Consider the following 16,305-nt stretch of genomic DNA (forward strand, 5'->3'; position numbering starts at 1 on the left):
AAGATATTTACGATTAGACAAATTAGAATATTTACTAAATCTCCTTATCTTTTACTCTCCTGTTTCCAGATTCCGGGTATTTACCCCACCAATACCGTCTTTCGTAATTTTAGCAGTTTTGGCATATCCGGACAAAGTCATATGCCCTACACCATCAGCATTGGCTATGAGGTTAACGCAGTTTACATGCACATTCACCTTTCCTACTCCTTCAAGACGGGCACGAAGAGTTTTGCATTCCAGATCGGCTATATTTATAGAACCAACACCAGTCATATTCAACTCCAGATTCTTCAGTTTTAGTTTCTTCTCGCAGCGGAAAGAGCCAACACCCTCAACGTCAACGCGAGACAAGTCCGGAGCAGAGATATAATACTTTAACTTCTTTGAATCGTTATTTTTTTGCTTATAACTGAGGACGAGCTTACCATCCTTTGCTGTAACAGTAACCTTCTTCACATACTCCTCGGGGCCTTCAACGCGTAGAGAGTAATCATCCGACTGGGTAAAAAAGATATCGCCCACTGCCTGCAGGCGGATGGAAGAGAAGTCGGCAACCGCTTCATTGCGGATCACTTTTTTATTAGACTGTGCCCGTAAAGGAGAAAAAAGAATCCCCAGCATGAGTGCGATAGTAAATATGGATAGACTTGTTTTCATTGTCGTATATGATTTCTTTAAGTTATAAAAAGTAAGAATGCAGAATATTTAGTTAGGTCTCAATATCATTATAATGTCTATTGCACTTGTCTGCCGTCAAAGAAGCGAACCGTACGGGAAGTCTGTTTAGCCTGTTCTTCATTATGAGTAACCATCACAATAGTGCGTCCATCTTCTTTGTTGAGACGATGAAGAAGTTCCATGACTTCAGCTCCCATCTTTGAGTCCAGGTTACCGGTAGGCTCATCCGCAAGAATAATCTCTGGATTGCCGATTATAGCACGGGCTACAGCTACCCGCTGACACTGACCGCCGGAAAGTTGCGTAGGAAAATGGTTCATACGATGACTCAGCCCCACTTTCTCGAGCACTTCCTTTGCCAAGCGTTTACGCTCGCTACCGTTGACGCGGCGATAAAGCAACGGAAGCTCCACATTATCCAGTACATTCAACGAGTTTATCAAATGGAAAGACTGAAAAACAAACCCAAGGGTCTTGTTACGAAATGCCGCCAGCTCTTTATCCTTCATCCCTTCTGTATGAGTACCGTTAATTTCAATCGTACCGGTAGAAGGCGTATCAAGTAACCCCATAATGTTCAGCAGTGTAGATTTTCCACATCCGGAAGGTCCCATAATGCTAAGAAACTCACCACGGGCCACGGTCAGATTCACGTTTTCAAGGGCTACCGTTTCAATCTCATTCGTACGATAGATTTTGGAAAGAGAAGTCAATGTTATCATAACTTAAGTATTTAATGGTATTAATTATTTCGCATTTTATCGGTGAAATATAGTCAAATCGTGTGCCAAAGAAGTAAATCACTTATTTCCTGATGATTAAACAAAAACTCTATTGTCCGAAAATGAACACTTTGCCCAAAGACGAACTATCAGGAGATACAAAAGTGAACATAAAAACAGACGGGGTGTCTGTCATAAAATTGATCCAAATCAAAAACGTTCAGGCGGAACTATACCCTGACATTTTTTGTTTTACCTTTGCAGCCGGTAAAAGAAAATTAAGGTATTAGGTAAGGTTTTGTATGAAGAAGAGTCTGATTGCTTTGGCGTTCGGTACCTTAGGATTGGGTATCGCCGAGTTTGTAATGATGGGTATTCTGCCCGATGTGGCAAAGGATTTAAATATCAGTATTCCTGCGGCGGGACATTTCATTTCTGCTTATGCATTGGGAGTCTGCGTGGGTGCCCCTATCCTGACTCTTGCCCGGAAACATCCCTTGAAACGTATTCTGCTTGTACTCGTTGCACTAATTATGCTTGGCAATATTTGTGCAGCAATGGCTCCTAATTATTGGGTATTATTGTTGGCCCGCTTCATCTCCGGACTGCCACACGGGGCGTATTTCGGAGTAGGCTCCATCGTAGCCGAGAAAGTTGCCGACAAAGGAAAAGGTTCGGAAGCCGTATCTATTATGATTGCCGGAATGACCATTGCCAACCTATTCGGCGTTCCTTTGGGAACTTCTCTGAGTACGATGCTCTCATGGCGTTTCACCTTTCTTTTAGTAGGTGTATGGGGAGTTGTTATCCTTTATTACATATGGCGTTGGGTGCCCAATGTAGAAGGACTGAAAGATACCGGTTTCAAAGGGCAATTCCGTTTTCTCAAAACTCCTGCCCCCTGGCTGATACTTGGTGCTACGGCTTTAGGAAACGGTGGAGTATTCTGCTGGTATAGCTACATCAATCCTATGCTGACCAATGTTTCCGGATTCTCCGCAGAAAGTATCACCCCATTAATGATCCTTGCCGGATTCGGTATGGTAATGGGTAATCTGATTAGCGGGCGTCTTTCCGACCGCTACACACCTGGAAAAGTGGGAATGGCTGCACAGGCGCTTATCTGTATCATGTTGCTTTTAATCTTCTTCTTCTCCCCGTACAATTGGCTGGCCGTCATCCTGATGTGCCTTTGCACAGCGGGATTATTTGCAGTTTCCAGTCCGGAACAGGTATTGATAATCCGCGTAGCCAAAGGTGGAGAGATGCTGGGAGCAGCCAGCGTACAAATAGCCTTCAATCTCGGTAATGCCATCGGTGCTTATGCAGGGGGACTGGTTGTAAGCAATGGCTACCGTTATCCGGCATTGGCCGGCGTACCGTTCGCCCTTATCGGCTTCACGTTATTCTTCATCTTCTATAAAAAGTATCAACCGAAATATATTTAACACTCCTGCACAACCTGAGAATCAATATTCCGGCAAGAATCTTCCGGCTCATGGCAACAGATAGTAACCGGCCAGTCCTATCACTGCATTTCCGACAAATATGCTGACAAAGGAATGTGGAATAATTGATTGTGAATGGAAAATATTGGTCATCCTCCATTTACAACAGATATTACACACGCGTTCATTGTAAAGCACGTAATATTGCAAAGAAATTCGGATAAGCTATAATTGAGATGCATATTAGCGCAAACGCCCACTGATTAGAGGAGTGTGCGCTATCATTGAAAGCCAATATTAAATCATTAATAAAATATAGAATGAAGAACATTATTCTCAGGAAAAACCTCCGGCAGCATGCCTTGCTCGGATGCCTTATGCTACTTCCTCTTTCGTCTGTATGTTCACAGGCAAGTGCACAACAAATTGCTTTTCCGGGTGCCGAAGGCTGGGGACGCTTCGCGACCGGCGGACGTGCCACAGATCCTGCCATAGGCAGTAAAGTGTATTATGTGACAAGTTTGGAGGACTATCTTTCGACGGAAGAGCCCATTGAAGGAACCCTCCGTTGGGCACTGAGTACAGGAGACGATACCCCACGAACCATTCTTTTCAAAGTAGGTGGTACTATCGTCCTGAAAGAACGGTTGAAATGTCCCAGACCCAATGTAACCATTGCAGGTCAATCTGCTCCGGGTGGTGGTATCTGTATCTCGGGAGCCAATATCTACATTCACAGCAAAAACTTTATTGTACGCTACATACGCTTCCGTGCCGGTGACTTGTCGGGTAAAAACTACTCTTCATTAGGAATTGAAAATACGGAGAATGTTATCATCGACCACTGTTCCTTTAGCTGGTCAATGGAAGAAAACGTGACGATGTACGATAACAAGTACACCACCATGCAATGGTGTATCCTGAGCGAACCGCTCTATGTATCCAAACATGATAAAGGCGCACGCGGTTACGGTGCACAATGGGGTGGCGAGCATTCTACATTTCATCACAACCTGTTTGCACATTGTGTAGGCCGTACTCCGCTGGTGAATGGTGCCCGTGACAAAGCTGCCAGCGGACACGATGCTTTTGTAGACACGGAGATTATCAACAACGTGCACTTCAACTGGGGAAACAAAGGCGCTTTATACGGTGGACAACTGCATTCAATTATCGAAGGGGCTTATTCACGCACCAATCTCATCAACAATTACTATAAGCCGGGGCCTGCCACCAATACATTCCAGGAACGCTGGTTTGCCGACTGTTCTCATGATGCCGCCAGTGCTACCGGACTGGGAGAATGGTTTATTGACGGAAACTTATTTGAAACCAATGAATACAAAAACGATAAGAACAAAGGAGACCACTCGCTGGTGAATGCCGACAACTGGATCTATGCAGACGGAAGCAACTCTAAGAAAGCAGTCAATCTGCGTGCGGGTACAAACCTTATCAACGATATAAAGCTGACTATCCCCTCGGCCAGCAGCGACCTCAATGTAGAAACGGCAGAAGAAGCCTACTATAAAGTCATCAGGCAAGCCGGAGCACAACTGCCGAAGCTCGACGAAGTAGACACACGCATCCTGGCCGAAGCAGCAGGAGAATCGGTACCCGTAGACAGAGGTGCTATCAAATGGAACAAGACAGAACCGGCATCTCCTACCGTAAAATTTGTTGGTATGATCAACTCTCAGGACGATCTGAAACCTGCCGATGCCAATGAAAACTGGACTCCCTGGCCTGATCTTACTCCAAAGAACGGTGAATCTGCCCCTATAGATACAGATGGCGATGGTATCCCCGACAGTTGGGAAGATGCTAACGGGCTGGATAAGAACAATCCCGCAGACGGAGGAGCAATCAGTGCGAACGGTTATTCCAATCTGGAAAACTACCTGAACAACCTGGCAGGAGGCGGCGGCACTTCTATCGAACGTCCTTACGCAACCAACAGTGAAGTGACTGCACTGTATATCACCAGCCTAACGGGTACACAGGTATACTCTTCACATCCACAGGCTAAGAAAAATGAAATCAATCTGCCGGCATTACAACCAGGTGTATACATTATCACTTATATCCTGGCCGACGGAAACAGAGAAAACGAGAAAATCATAGTTACAAACTAACGCCTAAGAGCCTGTTTCAACTTTATTATGGACTAAAGTTGAAACAGACTCTTGCTTACTCAATAGATATTAAAATGAAAACCTGTAAAGTAATCTATCTTCTGATGCTGTTAACATGCCTGCCAGTCTCTACCCGGCTGGTTGCACAACAGCTTCCTGCTTTTCCCGGTGCCGAAGGGCATGGCCGCTACACAACAGGCGGACGGGGAGGAAACGTCTATCATGTAACCACTCTTGAGGACAGTGAGGCCAAAGGTACCTTGCGCTACGCTGTAAAGCAGAAAGGGGCACGCACCATTGTCTTCGATGTAGCCGGAACCATCTACCTGAAGAGTGATCTGAAAATCTCCAATGACAATATTACCATTGCCGGACAGAGTGCTCCGGGACAAGGAATCTGCCTGGCGGATTATCCGGTTATCATCTCGGCCAACGATGTCATTCTCCGTTACCTGCGTTTCCGGGTAGGAACAGCAAGCATAGCTACCGGTGGAGAACCGGATGGTCTGGGAGGTATGGATAAAAAGAATATCATTGTAGACCACTGTTCGGTCAGCTGGTCTATTGACGAATGCCTGTCCGTATATGGTTCTGAAAACACAACGGTACAATGGTGTCTTATCTCCGAAAGCCTGCGCACTTCCGGACACAGCAAAGGGAAACACGGGTATGGCGGTAACTGGGGAGGTGCCCATGCATCTTATCATCACAACCTGATGGCTCACCACGAAAGCCGCGTACCCCGCCTTGGCCCGCGTCCGGGAACACAGGAACGGGAGTATATGGACCTGCGCAACAATGTATTCTACAACTGGGCAGGCAATGGATGTTATGGTGGCGAAGGTATGAAAGTAAACATCGTAAACAACTACTACAAACCAGGTCCCGCAACCCCTCAGAGTGCAGTACGTTACCGTATTGCCAAGATCGGCGTAAGAACTACGGCATACTGTACCAATGCCGACGGCACTCCTAATGCATGGAAGCCAATGGAACATGTATGGGGACAGTTCTACGTAGACGGCAATGTGATAGAGGGCAATGCGGCCGTCACTGCCGACAACTGGACAAAAGGTATCTATGAACAGATCAATAATAAAGAGTGCGACAACACCTTCAATGATCAGGTAAAGGCCGAAATGAAACTGGATACTCCGCTTGAAACCGATGTCATCACTACCCATACCGCCGGACAGGCATTCAAACAAGTATTGCTCTATGCCGGTTGCTCCAAAGAAAGAGATATTATAGACGAACGCATCGTGAAAGAAACAGAAACCGGAACGGCGACTTATCAAGGCAGCGTATCCGATGATGCTGCCAAAAAGCCCGGTCTTATCGATCTGCCCACCGATGTAATGCCCACAGGAGCTTCCAGTCCCTGGCCGGAGCTAAGTAAGGGGGGAGTTACCACCGACCAACTGAAAGATACGGATGGTGACGGTATCCCCGATGTATGGGAGATAGCCAACGGTCTCAACCCGAACAATGCCACCGACGGAAAAGCAACGACTTTGAGTCAGGAAGGATACACCAATTTGGAGGTATACCTCAACAGCCTTGTAGCCGATATCACAGAGAAGCAAAACTCTGATGGAAGTGGAACCGGTATCGGAAAGGAGTCTGAAGATGCAATTACAGTATATGCATCGGGCAATACTGTAATTGTAAACGGACTTTCAGGAAAGAGCAGTATAGAAGTATATACATATAGCGGTGTAAAGATCCGCCAAATAGCGGTAAATACTGCGGAAACGTCATTCAGTCTGCCTTCGGGAAATTACATTGTCCGGACGGCAACTGCCCATACTACAAGCGTGAAGAAGATTCTGATTCTGACAGATTGACAAATTGTATTTTCTATACCCTTTTTATAACGCCATAGCGGAACCAACTCCCGGTTGGTGGAATTAAAGACATTACAGGCGCATCAGGAGAATGCAAAGAGTTTGCATTTGATTATTTTTTGCATCAGCACAAAACACAATCTTCTCCGCAACGATCCTTATGATCAAAAGCAGATAAAGAATAGTTCATTATGCTATTTTCTCCACGGTCATTTCCAGCTGCCTAATAAGTCAAATAAGCACATCAAAGGAGCTTCCGAAGCCCTCCCCGGAGCCGGGCAAATCACTCCCCGGAGCCGAACATGTTGCTCCCCGGAGCCGCGCACACTGCTCCCCGGTGCCGGACAGATCATTTCTCACCAACAAAAGCAGGCTTTTCCGGTAAGAATATGCGTATATTCTACCGGAAAAGCCCATTTATCTGCATATTCATGCAGCGTTTTCATGTAAAGTATTCTCAGATGGAGGGTTTCAACAAAAAGTTTAGTTAGCCGATTTCAGATATTCCTATCCTTTTGCTTCCAAAAAGTCTTCATCTCTATCTTTCTCTTTTTACTTCCACCAGATAACCTTCTCCCCCACCACTTTATAACCTTACAACTCTATAACCATCTAACTCCATAACCATCTACCTCCCCATGCAGAAAGCACTTAACGTGGGTTCTGTACCATATTCGGATTGGCATCTATCTCTGCTTGCGGAATAGGCAATGCCACCCGCAGATCAGACGGAGTAATAACCGCAGCCCCGGATACGGAAGGTAAATGCCAGCCACCGGTACGATTCACCGGCAAACCATTTCGCATGGCATCAAAGAAAGCATGCCCCTCTCCTACCAATTCCTTGCGACGCTCTTTCAGGATACGTTCCAGGCTAAGTTCTGATTCTTTCACCGACTTCACCGGATTGGCACGGCTCACAATGGCATTGAGGCAATCCAAAGAGAATTTCAGGTTTTCTGCCCCACCCAGCTTAAAGGCAGCTTCGGCAGCATTCAGATACACTTCGGAGAGACGGACAATGCAGATGTCATTGTCCTGCGGATTATCCCCCGTCTTGCCGGGATACTTATTCAGATACTTAGGATAGCCGGCAGAACCTTCGGGCAGTATATCTTCCGCCGGTTTTTCGGGCAAGCGATTCAACACGTGGCGCACATCATCCGGGTCTTCTCCCAACAGATCGAGGAAGGCTTTGGTGAGTACAAGGTTATTCCAATCCTTCACATTATCGGCATACACCATCGGAGCACCCTCACCTCCCGTTCCGCCATCCGGTTCGGAAAGGGTATAGTAAAACTCAAACAGCGACTCAGAACTGAAGTCTTTTCCCCACACGGTGGGATATTCTTCGTGTGTGAACAGTTTATAAAGCCCTCCGTTATCTATCACTTCTTTGGCCAGTGCGAGTGCCTGCTCATTATTATTCATATAAAGATACACGCGCGAAAGCAATGCTTTGACACTCCACACATTGAGATACCCGTCCTTCTTGTCAGTAGAGAGGGCCGAAAGATCCAGTGCCCCCGTCATATCGTCTATCACCTGCTGATAGCACTCGGCTACGGTGTTGCGGGCAGGCTGATGGGTAGGCAGTGTCGTTTTAATCTCGATAGGTACTCCTAAAGAAGCACCGTTGTCCAATGTATAGGGCATAGCAAACAGGCGGGTAAGATCGAACAAAGCCAGTCCGCGCAAGGCAAGCGCCTCGGCTTTGATACAGTTGAGGGCAGTAACATCATCCGTCGCCACTGCACCGGATTCAATTCTTTCCAACAGACTATTTACCTGGTGAATCACACTGTAAGGCTGATTCCATACACGCGTGATGTTCAAGGCATCATCTGCCGTAACGTTAAATTCATAATAAGGCGATACACGCTTTCCGGCTCCTTTGCTGATACGTGCCTGAACATCTTCGCCACGACAATCGGCATAATAGAGGTAATTATCACCATAGTAACTGTGCGAAGCAGCAATACGATAGATACCGTTCAGGGCTATTTGTGCCTCTTCGAGTGTACGGATAGCCTCCGGAGTAGTCACAGAAGTAGACGGATTCAGGTTCAGCCAGTCACCTGAGCAGGAAGAACAAAGAAGCGATGTGGCAGCAAATATATATATCAATGTACGTTTCATATATCTGAGTATTATAATATAAATGAGTAAAATCAAAAAGTTATCTCAACCCCAAAATTGAAGGTACGCATGGCGGGAGCTTCACAGAACACCTCACCGTTGACCGGTACTTCCGGATCATATTGTTTCCATTTGGCCCACGTCAGCAGGTTGCTGCCCGAGAAGTAGATACGTGCATTCTCTATCAGCGCTTTCTGTGTCCACTGTCCCGGTAGTGTGAAACCGATTGTCAGGTTCTTGAGGCGGATATGATCGGTACTGTGAATATAGCGGGAAGAGTTTTGCGGACCGGCACCTTGTTCCAATACAAAACGGGGTACGTCGGTTACATCTCCCGGTTTCTGCCAGCGGTCTAAGGCATATACAGGCAGATTGTATGACTTTTCTTTGCTACCGTCAGTCTCTATCATCGTACCTGCTTTGTCAAAGGAATAACCACCTAATGAATAGGTAAAGGTAAGTCCCAGGTCGAACCATTTGTAAGAGATGATGTTAGTAAAACCTCCCGAAATCTTCGGATCGGCAGACTTATACGGAATGGCTTGTGCCTTAGAAGCATCATCGGTCTTTTCTTTACTGTAAATCCCCTGTTCATCCTGCGTATTGAGATAGTAGAGGGCTTTTCCGGTCATCGGATCTACTCCGGCAAACTCTTTCACGTAGAAACTATTGTAAGGAAGGCCGATCTTATGGATAAACCAGGAACCTTCGATAGACTGCGTCATATCTCCATCCAGCGTTACAATCTTATTACGGTTGTGCGTCAGGTTCAACACCGACGTCCAGTTAAAGTCCGGACTGGCAAAGTTGATGGTACGCAGTTCAAATTCCACTCCCTTGTTGTTGAGCTGCCCGATATTTGCCAGGTAATTCAGGAAACCGGTAGTAGCACTGATAGGTCGATTGTAAAGCAGATCTTTGGTATCGCGGTTGTAATATTCGAGGCTCACAAAGATACGGTTGATAAAAGCTAAGTCGAGACCGATATTGAGATTGTAATTCTTTTCCCACTTCAAACCGGGATTGGCCTGAGCAGATTCATACGAACCTGCGGCTCCCATATAGTTCTGTCCGTAACTGTACAACCCCATATATCCGTAAAAAGCTCCCGGCTGATTACCGTTGACACCATAGGAAGCACGGATTTTCACATCATTCAATACCGGCTTCACAGCGTCCATAAAAGACTCGTTGCTCAGATGCCACATACCGGAAACAGACCAGAAATCACCCCACCGGCTTTCGGGAGCAAGACGGGAACTACCGTCACGACGGTAACTGCCTGCAATGTAGTAACGGTCGTCATAATCATAATTCAGACGGGAAAGGTAAGAAATCATCCTGTATGCCTGCGTAGAAGAAGCGAAACTTTTCAGCACAGCCGCATTATCCGGTTCGAGCAACACATCCGAAGGGAGCTTGGCTTTCTCTCCCATCGCCTTATCACTCTGATAACTTTCCAGTTCATAAGCTACCAATACATCAAGATGGTGCTTGGCGGCAAATGTACGGGCATAGTTGAGCGAAGTAGATGACAATAGCTTACCATATTCGGTAAATCCCTTTGAAGTCTGGGCATCGCTTCCGCTCTTGGGGCCTGCTCCGCTAAGAGGATTCAGATAACGTGAATCTTTCTGCACGGTATAATCATAACTCAGCGTCTCTTTCAGCTTCAATCCCTTGATAATATCTACGGAAGCATATCCGGTAGAGAACATACGCGTCATACGGCTACGGTTATAATCGGTACGGATGTCGCGAAGCGGATTCACATTGGTGCCGGCATAAGAGCCCACATAATTGCCCGAAGCATCGCGCACCGGCATAGAAGGCGTGGCAGACACAGCCACACAAAGAAATGGATTAATGTTAGAACCACGTTCTTCATTCATCTCCTGACTCATCTGGGTGAACATCATATTCCCCCCTATTTCGGCACGGCTACCTATTTTCTGTGTCATGTTCAGACGGGCAGAATAACGGTCCAGGCTGGAGTTCTCTACCAATCCTTCCTGACGGTTAAAACCGAGGGAAGCGTAGAAAGTAGTACGCTCGTTACCTCCCGAAGCAGATACTTCATAATTCTGATTATGAGCGGTACGCATCAGTTCTTTCCGCCAGTCGGTATATTCCAGTTCCGGTATCCCTGCATACGTATCAATATTGGCGTTGGCATACTCCACGGGAGATTCCAGTCCTTTGTCTACGGCAGAGTTGTACAGACCTTCGTAAATCATTTCGCGGCGCTGATCCCCGTTCAATGTAGGACGGAAGTTGACAGTTGCATTCGAAAAACCTCCGCTGGCACTCAAAGTAACTTTAGTACGTCCTACTGCCCCTTTCTTGGTAGTAATCAGGATTACTCCATTGGCAGCACGCGAACCATAAAGAGAAGCGGCGGCGGCATCTTTTATCACTGTGATATTCTCAATATCAGCAGGATTAAGCGTACTCATCACATTGGTTTTAGCATTGTTCATATAAGCAGCGTCGGCACCCGTACCGGCTCCCATACTACCGGAAGTAACCGGTACGCCATCAATGACAAAAAGAGGTTCATTGGATGCATTGAACGAACCCATACCACGGATACGGATACTCTGGTTGGCTCCTGGCTGACCGGAACCGGAAGTGATGTTCACCCCCGTTGTCATACCCTGCAACTTCTGTTCAACAGAGAGTACCGGCACGTTTTTCAGCATATCGGCCCGAAGCGTATTGGCCGATCCGGTAAAGGATGACTTTGAAAAGTTTCCGTATCCGGTCACTACTACCTCATCCAAGCTCAGTGATTCGGGGCGCAACATCACATTTAAAACGCCGTTCTTCGGCACTTTCACCTCAACCGTTTTCATCCCGACATAGGAAACAACCAGGAATTTATCCGATGCCTCCACATGCAAGGTATAACGACCATCCATATCTGTCACTACTCCCCGGCCCGGTGCTCCTTTTACAGAAACGGTAGCTCCGATAAGTGGCTGTTTGTCGTCTGATGATGTCACTACACCTTTTATTTCCAATTGCTGTGCCTGAACATGTATTGCACACAGGCAACCCAACACAAACAATACTACTTTAAAGTTTCTCATTGGTTAATTATTTTAAATCTACAAATACCTATTTGTACTTATATACCCCAATAACTGTACCTTAAAGATGCCGAGGAAACAAATTAATTCTAAACAGCAGTAAATAAAAACATTAATTATCCAAGGAAAGCTAAGAAATGAAAAAAGGGCTGTAGAATTGGTCCACATATTTGTGGAATAATTCTACAGCCTGTTCTGCAAAAGGCTAATAATTCAATACTATCTAAAGATAGCGAACATCGCCTGCCGTACTTCCCCGTGCGGGAAGCACTATTTTAGTTTTAGTTTTGTTTTGTTCTTATATTGGCTCATATCGCTCACCACTACCCTGTCGCCCGGTTGCAAACCACTTATTACTTCTGCATATTCAAAGTTGGAATCGCCCAACTGTACTTTCCGTTTCACAATCTCATCCTCTGCAGTCATTACAAATAATTCATACTCGCCACGCCCCACATAATAAGAAGCATTGGCAATCCGCATCACATCTTCTTTCACAGCATTCATCACATACACATCTGTTTTCAGACCTGAACGCAAACGACGGTTGTTATCATCCACCAATTGTACGGAGAAAGAGATAACCCCGTTCTTTGACAGCGGTGTCACACTGCTAACCACTCCTTCCAGCTTTTCCGTACCAATCTTCACAATTGCTTTTCCGCCGGCGGCAACACGGTCACCGTAAGTATCGGCAATTTCACCTTCCACTTTGAAGTGACTCAAATCGGAAATAATAGCCAATTGCCCGCCTTGCGGTACCTGCGCACCCACCTGATTATTAATATAAGTAAGAATAGCCTTGCGCGGAGAACGAATCTGTGCATCGTCCAATGTACGCTTCATCTCGGCAAGGTTCTTACGGAAAATGTTGAAATCGAGCTCCTGTACCTGTAGTTCGGCAGCAGCAACCTGTTTCTCATTATTATATTGTTGTTTGAGTTGTTCATACTCTAACTGGGCTACATTATAGCTCAGTTCCGCCTGGCGTACTTTATCGGTAGTACCTGCACCAAGGCTATCCAGGTAATGTTCGTTGCGAAGCTCCACCTTCATACGGTTCAGCTTCATAGCCGACACCTTTATCTGCATGGCCATGTCAGAAAGTTTGGTCTGGTTGTTCACACGAAGCTGATCCAGTTTGTAACGGCGCATTTGCTCTTCGTCGAGCAATTTCTTGTATTCCGTCTCAGTACTTTGAAGGTCCAGTTTCAAAATAGGAGTACCGACATCCACACTGTCTCCCCCCCGGCGATAAACCTCTACAATGCGACTATTGATAGGAGAAGTTATAATTTCTTCAAAAGCCGGTGCCACCTTTCCCGATGCACTGACGCTGACCTCAATTGTACCTTTGTCAACAGTAGAAAGTACAAGATCCTTTTTCTGAACCCCTGTACGCATCAGGGAAACAAGTACACTGATAACCACAACGGCCGTAACCCCAATGGCTGAATAGCGAATAATCTTTTTATTACGTTCTTTGTTACGTACTTCTTTCGGAATTTCTCTGTCCATCTTATTTCTATTTACGATTTAGCGATTTACGATTGGAGATACTAAATCTGTGCCAAAGTACTAAAGTGCTGAAAACAAGGAACAAGACAAAAAAGAAGGGTGTCCGAAAACGAACACCCTGTACGAATTTAGCAAATGAAATGTTACAAACACTCAGATTATCTCAACCGTAAACGATCTCCCACTTCCGGGATATAATCACCGTCTTTACGGTTCATCTTATAAAGATTCTTCAGTCGGATACCATATTTCTGAGAAATGGTATGCATAGAATCACCATCTTTCACAATATACACGTTATATTGTTTGGGAGCTTTCTTCTTCTTTGCTTTCAGATAGATGATGTCACCCTGCGTCAGTGTATAGTCGCGTTGCAGGTCATTATACTTCACCAACTTCTTCCAACTGATATCGAACTCATCACCCAGTTCTTTGAAAGTATCTCCGTTACGGGCAACCACATAAGCAATGTCATTGGCTATATACACCGGATGCGGGTTCAACAACCACGGATGTTTACGCAACTTACGTTCCGAATAAATACCTTTGGAATCGTACTTATACAAATCATAATCCTCTATAATAGTAATCAAACGGTTGGCATAGGAAGGATCTGTGGCATACCCTGCCTTTTTCAAACCGCGTGCCCATCCTTTATAATCGGTAATATTGAGCTTGAACAGAAAAGCATAGCGTGCCCCACGAGTCAGAAACGTAGAATGATCCTCATAAGAGTCTCTTGGATTTTTATAAGCCCGGAAACACTCCTGACGGGCATCATCATCATGCCGCACCGTACGTCCCTTCCAGCTTCCCCCGCACTTGATACCAAAATGATTGTTACTCTTACGGGCCAGTTCACTCATTCCGGCACCACTTTCAAGCAATCCTTGTGCCAGCGTAATACTGGCGGGAATCTTATGCTCTTTCATCTGCTCTATAGCAAGATCTTTATACTTATCAATATAATCTACATAACGGGAATTTTTGCGCTGAGCCTGTGCACCCACAGAAAGCATAAGTGCAAGGGTTATTACGACAAGTCTAAGTGTTTCCCGCACAGGGAGGTGCACCAAGAGATGATTAATTGAAACGCAGATGAACGCAGATTTTCGCAAAGAAAAACAAGGATAAGATAAAGAACAACAGTATTTTAATCTGCGTTTATCTGCGTTTATCCGCGTTTCATCTGATAAAGAAAGCTCTGTGAGACTCAGTGGTACTCTGTGGTGAGTTTGATTCATTATTGTCCAAATGTGAGTTAAATGCCACAAAAATCATAAAAATAATTGGGATTATCAATCTCTTTCCTAACTTTGTAACATTAATTGTAGAACAAAAACCCTTGATAAAGATGAAAGACCTGACGATTACCAGCATTATCAAAGTATACACATTTGATGAACTTAATAAAACGGACCAGGATCTGATGACAAGTGCAATGGAGGCAACTACGCGTAGTTACGCTCCCTATTCGAAATTCTCAGTAGGAGCTGCCGCCTTGCTTGCCAACGGAATTGTGGTAACCGGAACCAATCAGGAAAATGCCGCTTATCCGTCTGGTTTATGTGCAGAACGCACTACCTTGTTCTATGCCAACTCTCAGTATCCCGATCAACCGGTGCTGACCCTTGCCATCGCTGCCCGTACGGAAAAGGACTTCATCGATCTCCCTATTCCCCCTTGCGGTGCTTGTCGCCAGGTAATACTCGAAACGGAGAAACGCTACAAACAGCCCATCCGCATTCTGCTCTACGGAAAGAAAGAAATTTATGAGGTGAAAAGTATTTGCGATCTGTTACCGCTCTCATTTGACGCCTCAGCCATGAAAGAATAATGATACAACAATATAATACCAAACTAAAAGGAAAGCTCGTCCTTACCGATTCTTACCATACAGACAAAGCCTTGCTAAAGGAAAAGAGCCTTTATAAATTTATCTGGGTACGAAATGGCAGTATTACGCTGGAAATAGATCATCAGGAGGTAATACTTGTGCCGAATGAAGTTATCTCTCTGTCCAACCTGCAACATCTGGAATTCAAATCCATTGACGGAGACTACCTGACACTACTGTTCAATAGTAATTTCTATTGTATTTATGGCAACGACCACGAAGTATCGTGCAGCGGTTTCCTCTTCAATGGTTCATCACATGTGATCCGGTTCGTATTGGATGATGCCGAACAGAAACTGTTGAACGACATTGCCGATACACTCAGCAAAGAATTCTCCGTATCGGACAATTTACAGGAAGAGATGCTCCGCATCCAGCTCAAACGCTTCATAATCCAGTCTACCCGTATCGCACGCCGGCGCCTGAACATCACACAGGAAAAGGAATACAGTTTTGAAATTATTCGTCAGTTCTTTATTCTGGTAGATACACATTACCGGGAGAAAAAACAAGTACAGGACTATGCCGATATGCTGCATAAATCTCCTAAAACATTATCAAATATTTTTTCAGCCTGCAAACTCCCCTCCCCATTGCGCGTCATTCATGAGCGTGTGGAAGCCGAAGCCAAGCGATTATTACTATACAGCAATAAAAGTTCTAAAGAAATAGCCGACCTGTTGGGATTTGAAGACCAGTCCTCTTTCAGCCGTTTTTTCAAGAACATGACCGGACAAAGTACTGTACAATTCCGAAATTCATCCGAAGGGAAAAATTGACAAGCGATAAAGCTAAATTGCTATTTCCGGCAAATGGGAAAACCCCG

The 16,305-nt window shown here is 45.4% G+C and carries 12 protein-coding genes; 6 read left to right on the top strand and 6 right to left on the bottom strand.

Features of this window, described 5'->3' with window-relative positions:
- Positions 1-51: 51 nt before the first annotated feature.
- Together QX565_RS17570 and QX565_RS17575 are read right to left on the bottom strand one after the other, a co-directional pair.
- The gene (locus QX565_RS17570; RefSeq protein ID WP_289293735.1) at positions 52-660 is read right to left on the bottom strand and encodes a GIN domain-containing protein; all 609 of its coding nucleotides are present in this window, start codon (positions 658-660) and stop codon (positions 52-54) included.
- Between the two features lie 77 nt (positions 661-737).
- Positions 738-1,403 carry an ABC transporter ATP-binding protein gene (locus QX565_RS17575; protein ID WP_256142695.1) on the bottom strand — a complete coding sequence of 222 codons (666 nt, stop codon included), beginning with the start codon at positions 1,401-1,403 and terminating at the stop codon, positions 738-740.
- A 302-nt stretch (positions 1,404-1,705) separates the two neighbouring features.
- Between QX565_RS17575 and araJ the strand changes: the two genes are divergently transcribed.
- The 4 genes from araJ to QX565_RS17600 all read left to right on the top strand — a co-directional run bounded on the left by araJ (position 1,706) and on the right by QX565_RS17600 (position 7,283).
- Positions 1,706-2,851 carry an MFS transporter AraJ gene (gene araJ / locus QX565_RS17580; protein ID WP_221651413.1) on the top strand — a complete coding sequence of 382 codons (1,146 nt, stop codon included), beginning with the start codon at positions 1,706-1,708 and terminating at the stop codon, positions 2,849-2,851.
- A 320-nt stretch (positions 2,852-3,171) separates the two neighbouring features.
- The gene (locus QX565_RS17585) at positions 3,172-4,986 is read left to right on the top strand and encodes a T9SS type A sorting domain-containing protein (RefSeq protein ID WP_289293737.1); all 1,815 of its coding nucleotides are present in this window, start codon (positions 3,172-3,174) and stop codon (positions 4,984-4,986) included.
- A 104-nt stretch (positions 4,987-5,090) separates the two neighbouring features.
- Positions 5,091-6,833, top strand: coding sequence for a T9SS type A sorting domain-containing protein (locus QX565_RS17590; RefSeq protein ID WP_354003826.1), 1,743 nt, complete (start codon positions 5,091-5,093; stop codon positions 6,831-6,833).
- A gap of 57 nt (positions 6,834-6,890) precedes the next feature.
- Complete coding sequence (locus tag QX565_RS17600) at positions 6,891-7,283, top strand: hypothetical protein (protein WP_221651411.1); 393 nt, start codon at positions 6,891-6,893, stop codon at positions 7,281-7,283.
- Positions 7,284-7,484: 201 nt separating this feature from the next.
- On the opposite strand, the gene QX565_RS17605 is transcribed toward QX565_RS17600, so the two are convergent.
- The 4 genes from QX565_RS17605 to QX565_RS17620 form a co-directional block, all read right to left on the bottom strand.
- Positions 7,485-8,972, bottom strand: coding sequence for a RagB/SusD family nutrient uptake outer membrane protein (locus tag QX565_RS17605; protein ID WP_221651410.1), 1,488 nt, complete (start codon positions 8,970-8,972; stop codon positions 7,485-7,487).
- Positions 8,973-9,004: 32 nt separating this feature from the next.
- Positions 9,005-12,064 carry a SusC/RagA family TonB-linked outer membrane protein gene (locus QX565_RS17610; protein WP_289293740.1) on the bottom strand — a complete coding sequence of 1,020 codons (3,060 nt, stop codon included), beginning with the start codon at positions 12,062-12,064 and terminating at the stop codon, positions 9,005-9,007.
- Between the two features lie 270 nt (positions 12,065-12,334).
- Positions 12,335-13,582, bottom strand: coding sequence for an efflux RND transporter periplasmic adaptor subunit (locus tag QX565_RS17615; RefSeq protein ID WP_221651408.1), 1,248 nt, complete (start codon positions 13,580-13,582; stop codon positions 12,335-12,337).
- Between the two features lie 158 nt (positions 13,583-13,740).
- On the bottom strand, positions 13,741-14,601 hold the full coding sequence (locus QX565_RS17620; protein ID WP_221651407.1) for a glucosaminidase domain-containing protein: 861 nt from the start codon (positions 14,599-14,601) through the stop codon (positions 13,741-13,743).
- A 335-nt stretch (positions 14,602-14,936) separates the two neighbouring features.
- On the opposite strand from QX565_RS17620, the gene cdd reads away from it, so the two are divergent.
- Positions 14,937-15,419, top strand: a complete 483-nt coding sequence (cdd, locus tag QX565_RS17625) for a cytidine deaminase (RefSeq protein ID WP_122200811.1) — start codon at positions 14,937-14,939, stop codon at positions 15,417-15,419.
- Positions 15,419-16,258 (top strand): AraC family transcriptional regulator, encoded by an 840-nt coding sequence (locus QX565_RS17630; protein WP_289293742.1) that lies wholly within the window; start codon positions 15,419-15,421, stop codon positions 16,256-16,258. Before cdd ends, QX565_RS17630 begins: the two co-directional genes overlap by 1 nt.
- Positions 16,259-16,305: the final 47 nt, after the last annotated feature.

The organism is Bacteroides sp. 41_26 (genome assembly GCF_949740115.1).
Taxonomy (GTDB): Bacteria; Bacteroidota; Bacteroidia; order Bacteroidales; family Bacteroidaceae; genus Bacteroides; species Bacteroides nordii.